Genomic DNA, 18,752 nt, shown 5'->3' with positions numbered 1-18,752 from the left:
GGTAGTCATGGGAACGGGTGGGGGTCGGGGTTGAGCTCGCCAGGGCACAGGTCGCGCTCCCGATGGCCGAGCAGGCGAGGCAGCGACAGCAGACGGGGCAAACCGTGCGTACGGCGGAAGCGGTGGCCGAAGGTCATCGACGCGGTGCCGGGCACCAGCACCTTCGCGCAGGCGAAGCCGCCCGCGCGCTGCTCGGAACCGGTGGTGTCGACGGCGATCACGTCCAGCCCGGTCGCCAGATAGCGGCCGACCAACTCGGCCAGGTCACCGGCCAGGTCGTCTCTGGCGGGCCAGGTCCTTCCGGTGATCGGCGGGCGCGGCACGTCAACGTGCGGCTCATCGCGGGCAGGCCAGGTCTTTCGAGCGATCGACAGATGCGGGCCGTAGGTGGGCAGGAGGTCGCGGGCAGGCCAGGTCTTTCCGGCGATCGGCAGGCGCGGTCCGTCGGCGGGCAGGAACGCCAGCCGCCCGAAGGCGTCGGGATGCCCGTAGAGCAGGGCGTGGTCGTCCATCTCGCGTACTCGGTCGGGCGCGGCCAGCAAGCACGCGGCCCGCTCGGCGTCGTAGCGGCGCGTCAAGCCTTCGATGCCGGGTCCGAGTTCGGCCAGCGCTGAGGCCAGGGCATGCTCGGGGTCGGGGTGGGCGGCGGCGCCGCACATCGTGTACGGCCGGCCGGGGCCGCCGACCCGGTCCACCGCCATCGTCCAGAAGGCCGGTACGCCCTGCTCCAGGGTCATGTCGAAGACCATCACCTCGTAGCCGAGGTCGTGGCGGATCCGGGCGGCGGTCATCGGGATGCTCCGGTCCGCAGCCGAGTCCAGGTCCACTCGCGGGGCGGGCAGGCGGGTGTACCAGGTGGTCAGGAACGCGTCCCGTTCGGCGACCTCCAGCAGGCCGTGGAAGACCGCTTCGGCCAGGCAGCCGCCGATCGCGCATCCGTTGGAACACTCGTAGGCGAATCCGAGATCGCCCTCGGGCCGTGGGCCGTAGTAGGCGTAGCTCTCCGGTATGAGGAGCGGCTCGGCACGGGCGAAGGAGTAGCCCCATACCCAGGCTGTCGGCCGTACCTGGTCGAAGCGGACGAAGGGGAAGTCCGGCCTGCCGTACCAGTCGTCCGGGTACAGGCCCAGCGTGCGCGGGTCCAGGGCGTGATCGGCCACCTCCGCGTATGGGGCGTGGACGACGGTACGGCGGCCTCGGGGACGCAGGCCGGCGTGACGTTCGAGCGCCTCGGCCATCGCGGTGAGCCGCGCCGAGGCGAAGTCGCGCGATCGGCCGTAGCCGTGATTGCTGTCGTGGCGGGCGATGGCCGGACGCAGGTGGGCGACCGCCGTGGCGCTGCCACGCGCCGTCCCCGTTGCCAGGGATTGGATCAGGCCGGTCTCGGCGTCCACGTACAGCCGCTCCAGCTCCGTCTGACGCCTGGTCAGGCTCCGTAGCCGGAAGACGTACGGGTCGGATTTGGGTGACGGGCCTAGGGCCGGGACGCGAGGTCGATCCTCCGGCAGGTCGGCGCATTCCGGACAGAGCGGGTCGGGCAGCAGGGGATGCCGGGTGAGCAGCCCGGTCTCGATGGAGATCCGCAACAGCGCCCGATCGGTACGCGCGGAGGCCGGATCGCGGTGCAACCGGTCGGCTTCGGCCGCCACCAGCGCCCCGACCGCGGCGGCCAGCAGGGGCGTCACCAAGGCGCATGGCCGGGCGACCAATTCCTGACCGTACTGCTCTCGCAGCGCGCGCCGGGCCCGCGCGTCCGCCCGGTTGCTCGCGCGGCGGCGCTCGGCGCAGAGGGGGCAGCCTGGTCGGGGCGGCCGGGCGGCCGGGCCGATCAGCACCCATCCGGTGTCTGTCCGTACGGGCAGCCAGGGAATACGCGCGGCGACCGCCTGCCGGTAGACGCGCTGGTAGTGGCGCGTGTCGTCGGCATCGTGGGCTGTCACGAGCACGTCCGGCGTGCCGATGTCGTAGGCGGCCTCTGTCAGTGGAGCGCCCATGAGTGGGGCATCCGACAGCTGGGCGCCTGTGGATGGGGCGTGGTTTGAGACAGGCGGCTGCGGCAGCGCCGACGCGATGGCGTCGCGCAGGCGGCCGGACCCCAGCAGAGCCACTCGCAGCGGCGCAGAACGGCGCTCCTCGGTCGGCAGGTGGCCGGCCGGTGCAGGGCTGTGCTCGCCATTCAGCACCGGGCCGGCCAGAACGAGCTGTGGTTCACCGGACGGCGCAGGACCAGCCAGTACGTGGTGCGGTTCACCGGACGGCGCAGGACCGGCCAGTTGCGGTTCACCGGTGGGCACCGGATCGGCCGGCGCGTCAGTCATCACACAGCACCACTCGCACCACGTACGGCAGCAGTTCGGCCGCGGCCGCGTCGTGGTGCATCGGCACCACCACCGGCACATGCCCGGCCGCCTGCAGCGCCTCCGCGAGGAGCTTCCATTCCGGCGGCTCCTCGCCCGCCCACCAGGACGGCACCGGGTCGGCGTAGGCCGGTTGGCGGGCGGTGCGCGCCTGCCAGGCCAGCAGCGCGCGCTCGACCGCGTCCCGCAACGCCAGCCCTGGTGTGGTGGCGCAGGCCACCGAGATCGCGGATCCGTAGGCCACCGCATAGGCGGGGATCTGGAGCACGCCGGTGAGGTCGCGGATCTCAAGTCGCTCCCCCGCGGTCCGCAGCAGTGCGAGCAGGTGGGCGGCCTCGGCGTCCGCGACATCCTCTGGCGATACGCGAGCACCGACCCTGGCGTCGGTGTCCGGCATCGAGCTCCGCCCGGCTGAGGCGTGGGCGTCCGGCAGCACCTCGGTATGCGAGCACCCCCCGACCGAAGCGTGAGTCTCCGGCAACACCTCGGTATGCGAGCACCCCCCAGTCGTGGCGTCCGTGTCCAGCGGCATCTCGGCGTGCGAGCACGGCCCAGCCAGGGCCTGGATGCTCAGCAGCAGCACCTCGGCATGCGAACGCAGCCCGGCCGCCAGCGCGGCCGCCCACGACAGTCCCGCGCCCACGCCGATCGGCGGTCGGCCCCCGACGGTGAAGGAGGGCGCGGGCACCCGGCGCGGGCGGCCGGTGAGCGGCTCAAGGCCCCACGTCTCGGCGTTCTCGGCGGTCAGGACGCCGTACGTCGCACAGGCGGCCAGCAGGGCGCGCACCCGCGCGGTTCGCCGATCCCGGCCCCAGCCGACAACTCGCGGCGCGGGCGCCCAGCTGGGCAAGATCCGGCGCGGGTCGGAGACGACGGCCCGGCACACCGACACCGGGACCTGGACCAGGTCTTCCTCATCCAAGGTCCCCAGCAGCCCGGTGCGGGGGTCCACATATCGCGTCGCCCGTTCGAGCAACTCCTCCGGCGAAATCGGCTCGGCCGCCTGGAGCCGCTCGACCGTCGCGCGCAACCCGTCAGCGCCGTCCAGTAGTACGCCGGGCGCCGACCCCTCCCTTCCCTCGCGGTACGGAACAGCGGACACCCACGGCACCACCCGATGACGGCGCATCTCCAGCGTGTGCAGGTCCACCCGGGTCGCCGTCGCGTGCCCCTGCTGCCCCTCGGCCAGCCCGGTGAGGTGGGCGAAGCACGACAGGGCCGGTTGCGCGGCCAGCACCGCCGGGACCGGACCGGCGAGCAGGTCTGTGCCGTCGTCGTGCTCATCGTGGTGCGGCAGACCACCCAGACGGAGCCAGCACGAGATGGCCGGGGCCGCTGGGCCGGGGCCGACGATCCATGCCTCGGTGGGGCGGAGCAGGATCTGGCCCAGCGAAGCGCCCGCCGGGCACGCCTGAGCCGTCGCGAGCAGGTCGGCCGTCTCCGTACCAATCTGAAAGACCACGTCGGCGTCGGCCCACAGCGGTTGGGCGGTGTCCACGCGTACCCGCTGTGCCTCGTCCCGCCGAGCCCTGGCCGCGGCATACTCCAGCTTCGCGGCTTCCTCCGCGGGGGCCGCCACGCGGACCTGCCGCCAGCCCGAGACCAGGCCCGCTTCCAGCAGGGCGAGCAGCACCGGGCCGTGCCCGGCCAGGGTGACGCGCGCCTCGCGCAGCCGCTCGAACCGCCGCTCGGCCGAGCCCAGACGGTGGCGGACGAAGGCGATCTCGGCGGCGTAGATCCGCCGCTCGCACTCGCTCAGGCCGTGCGGCTCCTCATCCGCCGCTTCGACGACGAATCCCTGACCGGCCAGCGTCTCGACCAGGCGCACGACCATCAGGCGGCGGTCGGCGGGAAGGGCGGCGACCAGCTCGGTCAGGGTGTGTTCGCCGGTCAGGTAGGGGGCGAGCTTCTTGAGCAGTTCGTATGCCTGTGCGCCTTTCAGCGTGCATGCCCCGTGGTCGGCATGGATGTACGCGCCCTCGTCGGAGGGCACGTAGCGGACGTCGTCCCGCAGCCGTGGTCGCACGCCATCTCCTGATGCCCATCAACTTTGCCCATGCAAAGAGTAATCTATCGACTACTGATAGTCATCAGTTGAGGTCATGCAGTATCCGGTGGACCAAAAGCGCAGGCGGTCAGGCGTCCAGCCCCTTGCGTAACAGCCCCCATGCCCGTGCGGCGGCGACTCGGCGGGCAGGTGCCGGCCGCTGGACGAGGGCCGCCGCGAGCATGCCGACGGCCATGACCAGATCCTCGGGCGTGAGGTCCGGACGGATCCGTCCAGCGCGCTGGGCTTCAGCGAGTTTGTCCGTCAGCAGGTCCGCCACGCGGTCGCGCACCGCGATGAGACGGGGATCCGCCGGAGGCACGCGCACCATGTCGATGAACGCGGTCGAGGCGATGGCCTGCTCGGTGATCAGGGCCAGTACGTCGTCGAGAGTGGCACCCGGTTCGGCGGCCAGCGCCTCCAGCGCGGTCACCCCCTCCTCGAACACGGCGAGCGCGAGGCTGACGCGGTCGGGGAAGTGCCGGTAGAGGCTGCCCTGGCCGACGCCGGCCGTGCGGGCGACCATGCTGAGCGGCGCGTCGTAGCCCGCGGTGGCGAACACGTCGCGGGCCGCCGCGATCAGCGCCGCGCGGTTCCCGGCCGCGGCGCCGGGCCCTCTGTTCATCCGGCGTACGTCAGGCATGGCAGCAACGATAGCAACCGGACATCAGAGTCCGGCTGTTCGACTTCATGCATCCACCCCTCTCGACACATATCAGGCCCAACCATTACGTTGTCACCGGACACGATTGTCCGGTTATGGCCTGCCACCGCTTGCCCGATCGAAAGGACCATCTCTTTGAGCACCTTTGACAACAAGGTCGCCCTGGTGACCGGAGCGGGCTCCGGGATCGGGCAGGCCATGGCGGTCGCCTTCGCCAAGGCCGGCGCCCGCGTCGTGGCCTGCGACATCGACTCCGGCAGCGCCGAGCGGACCGCCGCCGACCTCGGTGACGCGGCCATCGGCGTGGCGGCCGACATCTCCGACGAGGCCTCGGTGGCCGCGCTGATCGAGACCGCGATCAGCACGTACGGGCACATCGACGTGCTGTGCAACAACGCCGGGATCATGGACACCATGGCGTTGCCCGCCGACATCCCGCTCTCACTGTGGGAGCGGGTGCTGAGCGTCAACCTGACCGGCACGTTCCTGGTCACGCACGCGGTGCTGCCGTACATGCTGAGCCAGAACAGCGGCGCGATCGTCAACACCGCTTCCGAGGCCGGCATCCGCGGCGGCACGGCCGGGGCCGCCTACACCGCCTCCAAGCATGGCGTGGTCGGCCTGACCAAGAGCGTGGCCTGGGCGTACGCCAAGAGCGGCATCCGCTGCAACGCCATCCTGCCCGGCCCCACCATGACCGGCATCGCCACGAACACCACCTTCGACCCGGCCGGCGCCGCCCGTCTCGGCCCCGTGCTCGCCCTCGGTGAGAGCATGGCCAAGCCGGAGCAAATGGCCGACGCCGCCCTCTTCCTCGCCTCCGACGCGGCCTCGTTCATCAACGGCGCGATCGTCCCGGTGGACGGCGGCTGGTCGGCCGGCTGAGCGAGCGCCGGTCAGGACGTCTTCGGATCCACGGCGGCGAGGGGCGGCCAGGCGCGCGGGTCAGAAGGCGGGTTGTGGGCGCGGACGCTCGCTCAGCGTCGTGCGGATCCGGCCGCAGGAGCCGTCGAGATGGGCGGTGAGCGCGGCCAGCGCGGCGTCGACGTCGCCCGAGCGGACGACGTCCCTCAGGCCGACATGATCGTCGGCGACACTGGCCAGTTCCCGATCGGTGTTGGTGATCTCCATCACCGCCGCGAACAGCGGCCGGTGCAGCGCCCAGGTCGCGGTGAGCCAGCGATTGCCGCCGAGCGTGTAGAACCCGCTGTGGAAGTCGAGATCGGCGGCGGCGAACTTGGCGGGATCGGCGGGATCGGCCGCGATCCGCATCTGGTCGAGAGCCTCGTCGATCTGCCCCCAGTCGGCGCTCTCAAGGCGGACGATCGTCTCCCGGATGGCCAGGCTCTCCAGAGCGCCGCGCAGCGAGTAGAGCTCCAGGAGGTCCTGGTCGGACAGGCCGCGGACGAAGACGCCCCGCTTGCGCGTCTCGACCAGCCCTTCGATCTCCAGCTGGCGCAGCGCGTCGCGGACCGGCCCGCGGCTCACCCCGAAGCGCTCCGCGATCCTGCCTTCGACCAGATGCGTGCCCACACCCAGCTCGCCGCGCACGATGAGCGAGCGGAGCTGGACGAGCAACTGATCTCCGAGCGGTGGATTGCGCAACGGATTGATGATCGTCACCAGCTCGCCTCCCATGTTGTCCACCCGAACGGAGACTATCGTTGCTTGCCGTAGACGGTAAATGTTACCCGTCAACGGTTAACCGTTCTCCGAAGGCAGCTAAAACCTCGAAACCCGGATCCTCGACGCTTCCGCCCACAGGCAGCGACTGGGCGGTGGCCGGGCAGGCGCGGCCCCCCGAAAGCCGTGCCTGTCACCGCGTCAGGTCGCCACCGCGTCACCCGGCCGACCGGACGAGACGGAGGGGGCGGCGGGAGTGGACGGCCTGCCGCCCCGGCCGCTCAGCGTGATCATGATCGCGCCGAAGACCGCCGTGACGGCGAACACGGTGAAGCCCCAGCTCTGCGCGTGGTTGGCCAGCAGAACGCCGCCGAGCCAGGGCCCGAAGACCGCGCCGAAGCGGCCCATCCCGGCGGTCCACCCCAGGGCGGTGGCCCGGCTCTCCGTGGGGAAGCGCCCGGCGACCGCCGCGTACACCATCGTCTGGGCGCTGAACAGCCACACCCCGGTGAGGAAGACGACGACGTAGGTGAGCGGCAGCGGCATGCGGACGCCCAGCAGGAAGGTGCCGACGGCGGTGAACGCGAACCAGAGAGCGGAGACGCGGGTGGCACCGAAGCGGTCGGCGATCCGGCCCGCGACGAGCATGCCCACGATGCCGCCGAGGTTGATGACGAGCAGGAAGCCGAGCGCGGAGCCCAGTTCGTAGCCGTTGGCGCGCATCATGGTCGGCAGCCAGGTGTTCACGCCGTAGACCAGCAGCAGGCCGCCGAAGGAGGCGAGCCAGAACAGCAGGGTCGGTAGCCACAGGGAGTTCTGGAACAGGCTGCGCAGGGCGGCCCACCGGTCGGCGCGGGTGCCCGAGGCGTCGCCGCTCGCGGGAAACTCGGCCAGGTCGACGCCGTGCCGGCGGGCCAGCGCCTCGGCTTCGTCGCGGCGCCCGCGGGCCACCAGGAAGCCCAGCGACTCGGGGAGGAAGCGCGCCACGAGCGGCACCGCGAGGATCAGCGGCACGACTCCCACCCAGTACAACGAGCGCCAGCCGAAGGGGCCGACCAGCCACAGGCTCAGCGCGGAGGCGAGGATGCCGCCCGCGTGGTGAGCGGTCATCAGCAGGCCGATCATGAGGTTGCCGCGGCCGCGCGGGGCGTACTCGACGACCATCGCGATCGCGATCGGCAGCAGGCCGCCGAGGCCGAGCCCGGCCAGGAGACGGCCGAAGCCGAACACCCCGAGCGAAGGTGCGACGGCGCACACGCCCGACGCGATCGAGAACAGCGCGCAGCATCCGGCGATGACCTTCTTGCGGCCCGCCCAGTCGGTGACGGTGCCCGCCGCGAGCGCGCCGACGAGCATGCCGAAGGTGGCGTAGCTGCCGATCTCGCCGCCCCGCGCGGGGGTCAGTCCCAGGGTGAGGTCGTCGAGCATCTTGGGCAGTACGGCGCCGTACATGAACATGTCGAGCCCGTCGAAGAGCACGACCATCCAGCACAAGCCGATTACCAGGGCGACGAGCCTGGTGGGCCGCCCCGAGGCGACGGCCGGTGGGGTTGAGGACATCTGGTTCCTCTCGGAGATTCCTGGGGGGTGGGAGTGCCGCCGACCGTAACTCGCGACAATCATGTTGGCAATATGGCTAACAAGATTGTTGACAATTTTGTCGCCCTAGATTTAGCCTCATCAAGCACTCACAGAGAAGGGCGACCGATGCCGTACGAAGACGGCCCGATCAGCGGCGAACAGGCGAAACTGCGTGCTCTGGCGGCGTTGCGCGAGGCCATCACGCGGGGGGACGTGGCGCCCGCCCAGCGTCTGGTCGAGCACGAGCTCGCGGAGCGGTTCGGCGTGACCCGAGGCGGCATCCGGGCCGCGCTGATCGACCTGACCGCCGAAGGGCTGGTCGAGCGCATCCCCAACCGGGGTGCCCGGGTCCGGGTGGTCACCCTTGAGGAGGCGGTCGCCATCACCGAGTGCCGGATGGTCCTGGAGGGGCTGTGCGCGGCCAAGGCGGCGGCGCAGGCCACCGACGAGCAGCTGGCCGAGCTCGCCGCCATGGGCGAGGCGATGGCCAAGGCGGTCGCCGACGGTGAGCCGCTGACGTACTCGGCGCTCAACCACGAGCTGCACACCTACATCCGCGACATCTCCGGGCAGCAGGTGGCGGTCGAGTTGCTGGAACGGCTCAACGCCCAGCTGGTCCGGCACCGCTTCCAGCTGGCCCTGCGGCCCGGCCGGCCGCAGAAGTCCCTCAACGAGCACCTGGCGCTGATCGAGGCGATCCGCGCCCACGACCCGGCGGCGGCCCAGGAGGCCGCGCACGCCCACCTGGCCAGCGTCATCGCGGCCCTGCGCGAATAGCGCCGTCCGGCGGCGCCAAACCAGCAGGCCCGAAGCCGACCCCTACCCCGAGGAGAGCGATCATGACCGACGACGCGAGCCCGGCGGCCGCGGCGCAGTCCACGCCGGCCGTGCAGACCACGCCGGCGGTGCGGTCCACGCTGGTGGTCAGCGCGCATGCCGGCGACTTCGTCTGGCGGGCGGGCGGGGCGATCGCCCTGGCCGCCGCGCGGGGCGAGAAGGTGACCATCGTGTGCCTGTCCTTCGGCGAACGCGGCGAGTCCGCGAAGGCCTGGCGCGAGGGCAGATCCCTCGAAGAGATCAAGCGACTGCGGCGCGCCGAGGCCGAGCAGGCCGCCGCGACTCTGGGGGCGGACATCCGGTTCCTGGACGCCGGTGACTACCCGTTACGGGAGACGCCCGAGCTCACGGACGAGCTCGTACGCCTCTACCGGGAGGTGACGCCGACCGTGGTGCTCACGCATCCGCTGGAGGATCCGTACAACGGCGACCACCCAGCGGCGGCCCGGATGGCGCTGCAGGCCCGGATCCTGGCGCAGGCGATCGGCTACCCGGGGCCGGGCGAGCCGCTCGGCGCGCCGCCGGTGTTCTTCTTCGAGCCCCACCAGCCGGAGATGTGCGGTTTCACCCCACAGGTGCTGCTCGACATCACCGAGGTCTTCGACACCAAGCGCAAGGCGATGGAGTGCCTGCCCGCCCAGCGGCATCTGTGGGACTACTACACCGACCTGGCCACGCGTCGGGGCGTGCAGCTCAAGCGCAACGCCGGCCCGAATCTGGGACTGCCCCACACCACGTACGGCGAGGCGTACATGCGCCCCTTCCCCCAGGTGACGGGGGTCCTGGCATGACCGGGGTGATCGTCACCGACCCGCCCAGGGCCGACGCCGCCGACGTGGCCGCGCTGGCGCGCTTCGGCGTGGCCACCGTGCACGAGGCCCTGGGACGTACGGGGAGCCTCGGTCCCGGGCTGCGGCCCATCCAGCAGGGCGTACGCGTCGGCGGCACGGCGGTCACCGTCCTGTGCCGGCCCGGCGACAACCTCATGATCCACGCGGCGGTCGAGCAGTGCCGCGAGGGCGACCTGCTGGTGGTCACGACGACCTCGCCGTCCACCGACGGGCTGTTCGGGGAGCTGTTGGCCACGGCGCTGCGGCGGCGCGGCGTGCGCGGGCTGGTGATCGACGCAGGTGTACGGGACACTGCGGAGCTGCGCGCGATGGGGTTCCCCGCCTGGTCGGCGGCCGTCTGCGCGCAGGGCACGGTCAAGGCCGGCGCGGGGTCGGTCAACGTGCCCGTGGTGATCGGCGGCCAGGTGATCAGGCCCGGCGACGCGATACTCGCCGACGACGACGGTGTGCTGCGCGTACCCCGTGACCTCGTCGCCACGGCCGTGAAGGCGGCGGCGGCGCGGACCGCCAAGGAGGAGGCCACGCGGGCGGCCTTCGCCGAGGGCGAGCTCGGCCTCGACCGGTACGGCCTGCGCGAGACGCTGTCCCGGCTCGGCGTGCGCTACGTGACGGCCGAGGAGTACGGACGCGCGGAGACGGCCACATGACGGCCGAGACGGACGGGCGTGAGGGAGTGGCCGCGTGACCTCCGGCGAACGCGACGGTGACGGGGACCGCGAGCGCGGCCTGCGGTGCGCGCTGATGCGCGGCGGCACCTCCAAGGGCGCCTATTTCCTCGCCGAGGACCTGCCCGCGGACCGGGCGGCCCGCGACGACCTGCTGCTGCGCGTCATGGGCAGCCCCGACCCGCGCCAGATCGACGGCCTCGGCGGCGCGCACCCGCTGACCAGCAAGGTGGCCGTCGTCTCCCGCTCCGGCGACGACGCCGCGGACGTCGACTACCTCTTCCTGCAGACGGGCGTCGAGACGGCCGAGGTCTCCGACCGGCAGAACTGCGGCAACCTCCTCGCCGGGGTGGGCCCGTTCGCCGTCGAGCGCGGGCTGGTCCCGGTAGGCGACGGCGAGACCACCGTGCGGATCCGGATGCTCAACACCGGCGAACTGGCCGCGGCGACCTTCCCGACCCCGGGCCGGGTGGTGAGCTACGAGGGTTCGACGGAGATCTCCGGCGTGCCGGGCACCGCCGCCGCCATCGTGATCGAGTTCATCGGGGGCACGGGCGGCCGGCCGCTGCTGCCGACCGGCCGCGCCCGCGACGAGGTGGCCGGCGTCGAGGTGACGTGCGTGGACAACGGCATGCCGGTGGTCCTCGCGCGGGCGGCCGACCTGGGCGTCACCGGGTACGAGAGCCCGGCGGAACTGGAGGCCGACGCCGCGCTCGCCGCCCGGCTGCGCGAGATACGCCTGGCGGCGGGGAAGCTGATGGGCCTCGGCGACGTACGCGACACGACCGTGCCCAAACTGACCCTGCTCGCGCCGCCCCGCGACGGCGGCGCCGTCTGCACCCGGACGTTCATCCCGGTCCGCTGCCACACCGCCATCGGCGTGCTGGGCGCGGCGAGCGTCGCGGCCGGGCTGCTGGTCGACGGCGGCATCGGCCACGACCTGGCCGTCCTCACCGGTGCCGGGGATCGGCTGACCGTCGAGCATCCGCTCGCCGGTGCCGGGGACCGGCTGCGCGTCGAGCATCCGACGGGGTTCCTCGACGTCGAGACCGTCGTCGAGCAAGGGCCGTCAGGCTCCCCCCACGCGGTGCGCACGGCCGTCGTCCGCACCGCCCGCAAGATCTTCGACGGCACGGTCCACCCACGCCCGTCCGACTCCTAGAGAGGCTCTGCTATGGCCCCGCCGCTGGGGGACATCGCCCATCTCGGCCATGTCCGGCTCCTCACCCCCGACCCCGACCGCAGCCTGTGGTTCTTCACCCAGATGCTCGGCATGACCGAGAGCGGCCGTTCCGGCGACTCCGTCCACCTGCGTACGTGGGACGACTACGAACACCACAGCCTGACGCTCACCGCCCACTCCACCTCCGGCATCAGCCGTACGGCACTGCGGACCTCGAGCGAGGAGGCGCTGAACGCGCGGGTCAAGGCCCTGGAGAACGCCGGCCTGACCGGCGCGTGGGTGGAGGACGAGCCCGGGATCGGCCCCCTGTACGTCACCCACGACCCCGACGGGCACGAGATCGCCCTCTACTGGGAGAGCGAGTGGTATCAGGCGCCCCCCGAGCTGCGCCCCGGGCTCAAGAACCAGCCGCAGGCCAAGCCCGGCCAGGGTGTCGGTGTACGGCGGCTCGACCACGTCAACTTCCTCGCCGCCGACGTCGCCCCCAACGCCGACTTCACCCACCGGCTGCTCGGGGCCAGGCCCACCGAGCAGATCGTGCTCGACAGCGGCAGGCTCAGCGCGCAGTGGCTGACGTTCACCAACAAGTCGTACGACCTGGTCTACACCGAGGACTGGTCGGGCTCGCATGGGCGCCTGCACCACGTCGCGTTCGCCACCGACAGCCGCGAGGACATCCTGCGCGCCGCCGACCTGTGCCTCGACAACGGCGTCCACATCGAGACGGGACCGCACAAGCACGCCATCCAGCAGACGTTCTTCCTGTACGTCTACGAGCCCGGCGGCAACCGGATCGAGCTGTGCAACCCGCTCACCCGCCTGGTGCTGGCCCCGGACTGGCCGCTGATCACCTGGACGGAGGAGGAGCGGGCCAAGGGACAGGCCTGGGGGCTGAAGACCATCGACTCCTTCCACACGCACGGCACCCCTCCCCTGGCCTGAGATGCCGTAAGGACCTGAGGTCCCACGCCCTATGCGCCCCGGTGTGGGCTGATTTCGGTATCTTGCGTAGTTCAGGACCGACCGAAACCACCCGCTACAGAAGGGACGGCACGTGCTCGACGATGCCGGTCTCCAGGCGCTCCGCGAGGCGGCCCGCCTATCCCCGGACAACCTTCCCCTGCGGCAGCACCTGGCCGGGCAGCTCCTGGCCAAGGGGTATCTCGGCGAGGCCGAGGCCGAATACCGCGCCGCGCTCGTGCTCGCGCCCAAGGACGCGGGCATCATGGCCGGGCTGGCGGAGGCGTTCGTCCGGCAGAGCGCCTACGGCGCCGCGCTGGCCGCGCTCGAGCCGTTGCTGGCCTCGCCCGGCTACCCGCCCAAGGTGGGCGTGCTGGCGGCGCGGGCGCTGCTCGGCGAGGGGGACACGGCGCGGGCGGGCTACCGCTACCACGAGGCGGTCTCCCGCGACCCGTCCGTGGGAGACGCCGACCTGGCGGCCCGGCTGTCGGCCCCGCCCGCCCCACCGTACGGAGCACCGGCGCCTGCCGCATCACCAGCGCCTCCCGGGCAGTCCTACGCCGCACCGCCCCCTCCCACCGGACAGGCTTACGCCGCACCAGCGTCCACGTCGGCGCCCACGCCGGTGGACGGGGCCACTGCCGAGGTCGAGCGCTCCAAGCTCAGCTTCGCCGACGTGGCCGGCATGGAGGCGGTCAAGGAGTCGCTGCGGGTCAAGCTCCTGCTGCCGATCCAGCAGCCGGACCTGTTCGCCGCCTACGGCAAGCGCGCCGGTGGCGGCGTCCTGCTGTACGGGCCGCCGGGAGCGGGTAAGACGCACCTGGCCAGGGCCGCCGCCGGAGAGCTCGGCGCGTCGTTCGTCAATGTGGGCCTGGCCGACATCCTGGACATGTACATCGGCTCCAGCGAGCGCAACCTGCGGGCCACGTTCGAGCTGGCCCGGCGCAACCGGCCGTGCGTGCTGTTCTTCGACGAGGTCGACGCGCTGGCCGCCCGCCGCTCGGACATGCGCCAGGCGCACACGCGGCAGCTGGTCAACCAGTTCCTGGCCGAGCTCGACGGCGTGGACCAGAACGCCAACGAGGGGGTCCTGGTGCTGGCGGCCACGAACGCCCCCTGGTACGTGGACGTGGCGTTCCGCCGTCCCGGCCGGTTGGACCAGCCGGTGTTCGTCCCGCCGCCCGACCCGGCGGCCCGCGCGGCCATCCTGCGCCTGCTGTGCCGCGACAAGCCCCTGGCGGAGATGGACTTCGACGCGGTCGCGCGGGTCACCGACCATTTCGTCGGCGCGGATCTGAAGGGCGTGGTGGACCGGGCGGTGGAGGTCAAGCTCCAGCAGTCGATCAGCGCGGGCCGTCCCATCCCGCTGTCGACGCCCGACCTGCTGGCCGCGGCTCAGGGCGTACGGCCGACCGCGGTGCGCGAATGGATGGCCACCGCGCGCAACTACGTGATGCACTCCAACGACTCCGGCGCCTGGGACGAGCTGCTGCCCTGGGTCAAAGCCAAGTGGTGACCACCGCCGATCCGGTACAGCGGGCGCGGACCCTGCTGGGGATGCGCCGTCCGGCCGAGGCCGAGCGGGAGCTGCGTGGCGCGCTCGCCCAGGATCCGCAGCACATCACCGCGCATTCCTTCCTGGCGCTCGCCCTCGCCCAGCAGGGCGTCGTGGCCGAGGCGGTCGAAGAGGCGCATGAGGCGATCCGGCTGGCGCCCGACCAGTGGCTCACGCACTACGTGGCCGGACAGGTGCATCAGCTCGCCCGCCGGCCCGACGAGGCGATGGCCGCCCTCCACGTGGCCCTTGAGCTCGAGCCCGAGTACGCCCCGATCTGGGAGCTGCTGGCCCGCGTCCATGTGTCCAAGAGTCAGTGGACCCAGGCGGCCGAGGCGGCGCGGCGCGGGCTGGCCATCGACCCGCAGGAGTCCGACCTGGTGAGCCTGCTGGCGGTGGCGCTCACCGAGCTCGGGGAGGCGGAGCAGGCCACGGCCGCCGCCGCGGACGCCGTGGGGCTGGACCCGGAGAGCGCCATCGCGCACCTGGCGTACGGCCGGGCGGCGCTGGCCTTCGGCGATCCCCGGCAGGCGGCGGACGCCTTCCGCGAGGTGCTCCGCCTCGACCCCGGCTTCGACCAGGCCAGGGATCTCCTGGTGACGGCGCTGAAGCAGCGCAATCCGCTCTACCGGCGGCTCGCGCGGCTGCGGGGCGGGTTCCGTGGCGGCCGGCTGGTGTTCCTGCTGCCCGCGGTCCCGCCGCTGATCGTGGTCTTCATCATCATCGCGCTCCTGCACTGGGCGGCGTGGGTCACCGAGGCGTGGACCACGCTGCGGCTGGCCCGCGCCAAGGCCACCCGGCTGCTCTTCGAGGGCGCCGAGGCCCGCGTGGCCGTGCTGTGCTGCGGCCTGGTGGCCGTGGGAGTGGCGGTGCTCGTGCTGGGCGTGGCGCTCGGCCAGGACACGATCGGCACCGCGGGCGTGGCGGTCATGGCCCTGGTCACCGCGGTACAGGAGGCCGTGCACACCGGCTCGGCGCGTGGGCGGGCGATCCTGTACGGCTGGACGGGCCTGCTCGTCGTGGCCATCGTCATGGCGACGATCCTGGCCGCGACGGGCGTGGCGCTGCTGAGCGTATACGCCGGGCTGGCCACGATCTGGGTCGCGGCAGGCGTACGGCGCGTGCTCGGCCACCACGGCTAGGCGTCCGGCACACACCCGGCCGGCGGTTCGCCGCCGCCTCGGCCACCGCGGCCGGCGCTACGCCCGAAGGGCGGAGCTGAGCCCGGTAATGGCGGTGATCAGGTTGTCCCCCAGCCGCCGCCAAGCCCGCTCGGCGGTGCCGGGGTCGGCCCGGCGGTCGGCCAGGTCGGCTTCCAGTTCGGCGCTCATGTGGACGATCAGCTGCCGGATCATCGCGCCCCGCTGCGCGGAGAGCTCAGGATCGGCGGCCCGCCCGGGCGGCTGGCCGAGCTCTTCCAGGCGGCGGAAGGACGGCATGTTCAGATGCGCCTGGATCGTGTATTCGCGCAGGCTGGGCTCCACGACGGCCTGGGCGAGGAACCGGCCGTACCAGGACGGCGTGCCCACGTCGATGTGATGCTCGATGCTCGGCAGGACGAGGCAGGTGGCCCAGTCCCGCAGGGACATCTCGCCCGACTCGCTCAGCGCGGCCACCATCGCGACGCGGTGCTTCTCGATCGCGGCCATGTGCCGGGCCAGGATCGCGTGGATGAGCTCGTCTCGGGTGCTGAAGTGGTATTGCACCACCGACTTGTTGCGCTGGCCCGCCGCCTCGCCGATCTTCCTGATCGACACGTTGGCGAACCCGTGCTCCGCGTAGAGCCGCTCCGCGGTGTGCATCAGCTTGTCCCTGGCGAGCGCGGATCGGGGCGAGATCGAGGCGGCCGTCTCGGAGAGCGTCACGTCGCACTGACTTTCATGACCGTTGCCCGACCTCGCCCTTGTTCACTAAACGCTCTGGTTCACCGCGCTCTGGTCGCGGTCCCTGCCTCCACCGGGGCCAGATTACCCGTATCGCGGCCGCTCGGGATGAACGCGGCGATCAGGAACGCGGCCAGCGCCGCGCAGCCGCCGATGAGCATGGCGACCCGGAAGCCGGTGAGGGACGGCAGTTCGGCGGGGCCGAAGCGGATGACCATGTTGGCCAGGACGACCGAGATCACCGCGCTGGAGGTGGAGGTGCCGATCGAGCGCATGAGGGCGTTCAGGCCGTTGGCCGCGCCGGTCTCCGACGCCGGGACGGCCGACATGATCAGCGCGGGCATGGCGGCGTACGCGATGCCGACCCCGGCGCTGATGACGCAGGTGAACACGACGATCTGCCAGACCCCGCCCATGAGCACGATGCCCAGGAAGTAGCCGACGGCGATCACCAGCGAGCCCGCCATCAGCGACACCTTCGGGCCCCGCGCGGCCGACAGCCGCGCCGCGAGCGGCGAGGTGGCCATCATCACCAGGCCGCCCGGCGCCATGCACAGGCCGATCACCAGCAACGACTGGCCGAGGCCGTATCCCGTGGCCGCCGGCATCGCCAGCACCTGGGGCAGCACCAGCGACATCGCGAACATCGAGAAGCCGACCGTGATGGAGGCCAGGTTCGTCACCAGCACCCGGCGGCGGGCGGTGATCCGCAGGTCCACCAGGGGCCGCCGCACGCGGAGCTCCCACACACCCCACAGCAGCAGGATGACCGCGGCGGCGGCGAACAGTCCCAGAACGGTGCCACTGGTCCAGCCCCAGTCACCGCCCTTGGAGATCGGCAGCAGCAGGCACACCAGTCCGGCCGTCAACCCGACCGCGCCCAGCACGTCGAAGCGGCCACCGGTGCGCAGCGGCGACTCCGGCACGACGGCCAGCACCAGTCCGGCCACCACGGCGCCGAGCGCCGCCGAGACCCAGAACAGCATGTGCCAGCCGATGTTCTCGGCGAGCAACGCGGCGCTCGGCAGACCCAGGGCGCCGCCCACGCCCAGCGAGGAGCTCATCAGCCCGATCGCCGAGCCGAGCTTCTCGGGAGGCAGTTCGTCACGCATGATGCTGATGCCCAGCGGAATGACGCCGGCGGCCGCGCCCTGAAGGGCCCGGCCCACGATCATCGGGGGCAGCGAGTTGCTGAGCGCGCAGACGACCGACCCGGTCACCAGCAGTCCGAGGCAGAGCACGAGGATCAGCCGCTTGCCGTACATGTCGCCCAGGCCCCCGAACACCGGGGTGGCCACGGCGCCGGCCAGCAGGGTGGCGGTGATGGCCCAGGAGGTGTTCGACGGGGTGGCGTGCAGCAGGGTCGGCAGCTGGGGGACCAGCGGGATGACCAAGGTCTGCATGAGCGCGACCACGATGCCGGCGAACGCCAGCACCGCCACCGTCAGGCCGCCGCGTGGCGCCCGCACCTCGGTCCCAGGGACCAGCGTCGTCATCGACGTCCTGTCTCGATCGTTGCGATATGGGGCTATATGACCCTGCACTCACGTCTGCACCCTTTTTCGGGTACGCGAAGATCGCGCGGCGGCCATCATAACCGTAAGGCGGTCGCCTCAATAGAGTCAAGCAGTTGACTTAATCAAGGCGATCCCTCTACGGTGCTCCCACGACCGTGCGGAGGTAATGGTGACCACGACCAAGCCCGAGCGTGGCGGCGAGACCCGTGAGCTGCTCGTGACGACGGCCGAGCGGCTGTTCGCCGAGCACGGGGTGGTGGCGGTGTCCAACCGCCAGGTCAGCGAGGCGGCGGGGCAGGCCAACAACTCCGCGGTCGGCTACCACATCGGCACGAAGACCGATCTCGTGCTCGCGATCGTCCGCCGGCACGCCGAGCCGATGGAGCGGCGGCGGGCCGAGATGCTCACGACGATCACGGATTCGGCCGGCCTGCACGAGTGGATCGCCTGCCTCGTACGCCCCGTCACCGAACACATAGCCGACCTGGGCACCCCGACCTGGTACGCCCGCTTCGCCGCCCAGGTCACCACCGACCCCGCCTTCCGCAAGCTCGTCACCGACGACACGATCACGTCCTCGTCGCTGCGGCAGACCCTCGACGGGATCTCCCGGCTCGTACCCGACCTGCCCGAGCAGGTACGACAGGAGCGCAAGGACATGATCCGGCACCTGCTGGTGCACATGTGCGCCGAGCGGGAACGCGCGCTGCACGAGGGCACGGCCACCCCGCACGCGACCTGGGACGCCGCCGCGACGGGGATGATCGACGCGATCACCGGCCTGTGGCTGGCCCCGGTCACCGCCACTCCCTGATCGGAGATGTCACTCCACGAGCCGGATGGCCGAGGCGGGGCACCCCGCGGCCGCGACGCGCACCGCCTCATGCTGCTCCGGCGGGGGCGCCTCGACCAGCACGACGACGACACCGTCCTCCTCGCGCTGGTCGAAGACCTGGTCTGCGGTCATCACGCACATCCCGCTGGCGCAACACAGGTCCTGGTCGGCGATCACCTTCATGACGGGCCCTC

General features: G+C 71.9%; 17 protein-coding genes. 9 read left to right on the top strand and 8 right to left on the bottom strand.

Features of this window, described 5'->3' with window-relative positions:
• Nucleotides 1–5: 5 nt before the first annotated feature.
• From ACQP2T_RS26435 to ACQP2T_RS26425, 3 genes are all read right to left on the bottom strand, one after another.
• Nucleotides 6–2,318 carry a TOMM precursor leader peptide-binding protein gene (locus ACQP2T_RS26435; protein WP_433518724.1) on the bottom strand — a complete coding sequence of 771 codons (2,313 nt, stop codon included), beginning with the start codon at nucleotides 2,316–2,318 and terminating at the stop codon, nucleotides 6–8.
• Complete coding sequence (locus tag ACQP2T_RS26430; protein ID WP_433518723.1) at nucleotides 2,311–4,383, bottom strand: hypothetical protein; 2,073 nt, start codon at nucleotides 4,381–4,383, stop codon at nucleotides 2,311–2,313. The genes ACQP2T_RS26435 and ACQP2T_RS26430 overlap by 8 nt, the downstream gene beginning before the upstream one ends.
• A 109-nt stretch (nucleotides 4,384–4,492) precedes the next feature.
• Nucleotides 4,493–5,047, bottom strand: a complete 555-nt coding sequence (locus tag ACQP2T_RS26425; RefSeq protein WP_433518722.1) for a TetR family transcriptional regulator — start codon at nucleotides 5,045–5,047, stop codon at nucleotides 4,493–4,495.
• Between the two features lie 156 nt (nucleotides 5,048–5,203).
• On the opposite strand from ACQP2T_RS26425, the gene ACQP2T_RS26420 reads away from it, so the two are divergent.
• Nucleotides 5,204–5,953 carry an SDR family NAD(P)-dependent oxidoreductase gene (locus ACQP2T_RS26420; protein WP_433518721.1) on the top strand — a complete coding sequence of 250 codons (750 nt, stop codon included), beginning with the start codon at nucleotides 5,204–5,206 and terminating at the stop codon, nucleotides 5,951–5,953.
• Between the two features lie 60 nt (nucleotides 5,954–6,013).
• On the opposite strand, the gene ACQP2T_RS26415 is transcribed toward ACQP2T_RS26420, so the two are convergent.
• Together ACQP2T_RS26415 and ACQP2T_RS26410 are read right to left on the bottom strand one after the other, a co-directional pair.
• Nucleotides 6,014–6,706, bottom strand: a complete 693-nt coding sequence (locus tag ACQP2T_RS26415) for a GntR family transcriptional regulator (protein WP_433519834.1) — start codon at nucleotides 6,704–6,706, stop codon at nucleotides 6,014–6,016.
• Between the two features lie 186 nt (nucleotides 6,707–6,892).
• Nucleotides 6,893–8,251 carry an MFS transporter gene (locus ACQP2T_RS26410; RefSeq protein WP_433518720.1) on the bottom strand — a complete coding sequence of 453 codons (1,359 nt, stop codon included), beginning with the start codon at nucleotides 8,249–8,251 and terminating at the stop codon, nucleotides 6,893–6,895.
• 147 nt (nucleotides 8,252–8,398) lie between these two features.
• On the opposite strand from ACQP2T_RS26410, the gene ACQP2T_RS26405 reads away from it, so the two are divergent.
• The 7 genes from ACQP2T_RS26405 to ACQP2T_RS26375 all read left to right on the top strand — a co-directional run bounded on the left by ACQP2T_RS26405 (nucleotide 8,399) and on the right by ACQP2T_RS26375 (nucleotide 15,465).
• The gene (locus tag ACQP2T_RS26405; protein WP_433518719.1) at nucleotides 8,399–9,049 is read left to right on the top strand and encodes a GntR family transcriptional regulator; all 651 of its coding nucleotides are present in this window, start codon (nucleotides 8,399–8,401) and stop codon (nucleotides 9,047–9,049) included.
• 62 nt (nucleotides 9,050–9,111) lie between these two features.
• Nucleotides 9,112–9,900 carry a PIG-L deacetylase family protein gene (locus ACQP2T_RS26400; RefSeq protein WP_433518718.1) on the top strand — a complete coding sequence of 263 codons (789 nt, stop codon included), beginning with the start codon at nucleotides 9,112–9,114 and terminating at the stop codon, nucleotides 9,898–9,900.
• Nucleotides 9,897–10,607, top strand: coding sequence for a 4-carboxy-4-hydroxy-2-oxoadipate aldolase/oxaloacetate decarboxylase (locus ACQP2T_RS26395; protein ID WP_433518717.1), 711 nt, complete (start codon nucleotides 9,897–9,899; stop codon nucleotides 10,605–10,607). Before ACQP2T_RS26400 ends, ACQP2T_RS26395 begins: the two co-directional genes overlap by 4 nt.
• Nucleotides 10,608–10,641: 34 nt before the next feature.
• The gene (locus tag ACQP2T_RS26390; RefSeq protein ID WP_433518716.1) at nucleotides 10,642–11,787 is read left to right on the top strand and encodes a 4-oxalomesaconate tautomerase; all 1,146 of its coding nucleotides are present in this window, start codon (nucleotides 10,642–10,644) and stop codon (nucleotides 11,785–11,787) included.
• Nucleotides 11,788–11,799: 12 nt separating this feature from the next.
• Nucleotides 11,800–12,750 (top strand): catechol 2,3-dioxygenase, encoded by a 951-nt coding sequence (locus tag ACQP2T_RS26385; protein ID WP_433518715.1) that lies wholly within the window; start codon nucleotides 11,800–11,802, stop codon nucleotides 12,748–12,750.
• Nucleotides 12,751–12,862: 112 nt separating this feature from the next.
• The gene (locus ACQP2T_RS26380) at nucleotides 12,863–14,284 is read left to right on the top strand and encodes an AAA family ATPase (protein ID WP_433518714.1); all 1,422 of its coding nucleotides are present in this window, start codon (nucleotides 12,863–12,865) and stop codon (nucleotides 14,282–14,284) included.
• Complete coding sequence (locus ACQP2T_RS26375; protein WP_433518713.1) at nucleotides 14,281–15,465, top strand: tetratricopeptide repeat protein; 1,185 nt, start codon at nucleotides 14,281–14,283, stop codon at nucleotides 15,463–15,465. Before ACQP2T_RS26380 ends, ACQP2T_RS26375 begins: the two co-directional genes overlap by 4 nt.
• 57 nt (nucleotides 15,466–15,522) lie before the next feature.
• Here ACQP2T_RS26375 and ACQP2T_RS26370 read toward each other — a convergent pair whose 3' ends face one another.
• Entirely contained in the window at nucleotides 15,523–16,188 is a 666-nt protein-coding gene (locus ACQP2T_RS26370) for a TetR family transcriptional regulator (protein WP_433518712.1), read from the bottom strand.
• 59 nt (nucleotides 16,189–16,247) lie between these two features.
• Entirely contained in the window at nucleotides 16,248–17,702 is a 1,455-nt protein-coding gene (locus ACQP2T_RS26365) for an MFS transporter (RefSeq protein WP_433518711.1), read from the bottom strand.
• Nucleotides 17,703–17,889: 187 nt separating this feature from the next.
• Between ACQP2T_RS26365 and ACQP2T_RS26360 the strand changes: the two genes are divergently transcribed.
• Nucleotides 17,890–18,537: a TetR/AcrR family transcriptional regulator gene (locus ACQP2T_RS26360; RefSeq protein WP_433518710.1), complete on the top strand. Its 648-nt coding sequence runs from the start codon at nucleotides 17,890–17,892 to the stop codon at nucleotides 18,535–18,537.
• Nucleotides 18,538–18,546: 9 nt separating this feature from the next.
• Here ACQP2T_RS26360 and ACQP2T_RS26355 read toward each other — a convergent pair whose 3' ends face one another.
• A complete protein-coding gene (locus ACQP2T_RS26355) occupies nucleotides 18,547–18,741 on the bottom strand; it encodes a ferredoxin (RefSeq protein ID WP_433518709.1) in 195 nt (64 codons plus the stop codon).
• Nucleotides 18,742–18,752 lie beyond the last annotated feature (11 nt).

The sequence above is a fragment of the Nonomuraea sp. CA-143628 genome (assembly GCF_050942315.1).
Lineage (GTDB): Bacteria > Actinomycetota > Actinomycetes > Streptosporangiales > Streptosporangiaceae > Nonomuraea.
The sequence above is the reverse complement of the archived record's forward strand: the minus strand, read 5'-3'. Positions and strand labels throughout refer to the sequence as shown.

Excerpts from the sequence above, each read along its gene's own strand:
- ACQP2T_RS26395 (WP_433518717.1), top strand. The coding sequence starts at position 9,897 with ATGACCGGGGTGATCGTCACCGACCCGCCCAGGGCCGACGCCGCCGAC.
- ACQP2T_RS26405 (WP_433518719.1), top strand. The coding sequence starts at position 8,399 with ATGCCGTACGAAGACGGCCCGATCAGCGGCGAACAGGCGAAACTGCGT.
- ACQP2T_RS26410 (WP_433518720.1), bottom strand. The coding sequence starts at position 8,251 with ATGTCCTCAACCCCACCGGCCGTCGCCTCGGGGCGGCCCACCAGGCTC.
- ACQP2T_RS26355 (WP_433518709.1), bottom strand. The coding sequence starts at position 18,741 with ATGAAGGTGATCGCCGACCAGGACCTGTGTTGCGCCAGCGGGATGTGC.
- ACQP2T_RS26365 (WP_433518711.1), bottom strand. The coding sequence starts at position 17,702 with ATGACGACGCTGGTCCCTGGGACCGAGGTGCGGGCGCCACGCGGCGGC.
- ACQP2T_RS26415 (WP_433519834.1), bottom strand. The coding sequence starts at position 6,706 with ATGGGAGGCGAGCTGGTGACGATCATCAATCCGTTGCGCAATCCACCG.
- ACQP2T_RS26425 (WP_433518722.1), bottom strand. The coding sequence starts at position 5,047 with ATGCCTGACGTACGCCGGATGAACAGAGGGCCCGGCGCCGCGGCCGGG.
- ACQP2T_RS26385 (WP_433518715.1), top strand. The coding sequence starts at position 11,800 with ATGGCCCCGCCGCTGGGGGACATCGCCCATCTCGGCCATGTCCGGCTC.
- ACQP2T_RS26400 (WP_433518718.1), top strand. The coding sequence starts at position 9,112 with ATGACCGACGACGCGAGCCCGGCGGCCGCGGCGCAGTCCACGCCGGCC.
- ACQP2T_RS26435 (WP_433518724.1), bottom strand. The coding sequence starts at position 2,318 with ATGACTGACGCGCCGGCCGATCCGGTGCCCACCGGTGAACCGCAACTG.
- ACQP2T_RS26360 (WP_433518710.1), top strand. The coding sequence starts at position 17,890 with ATGGTGACCACGACCAAGCCCGAGCGTGGCGGCGAGACCCGTGAGCTG.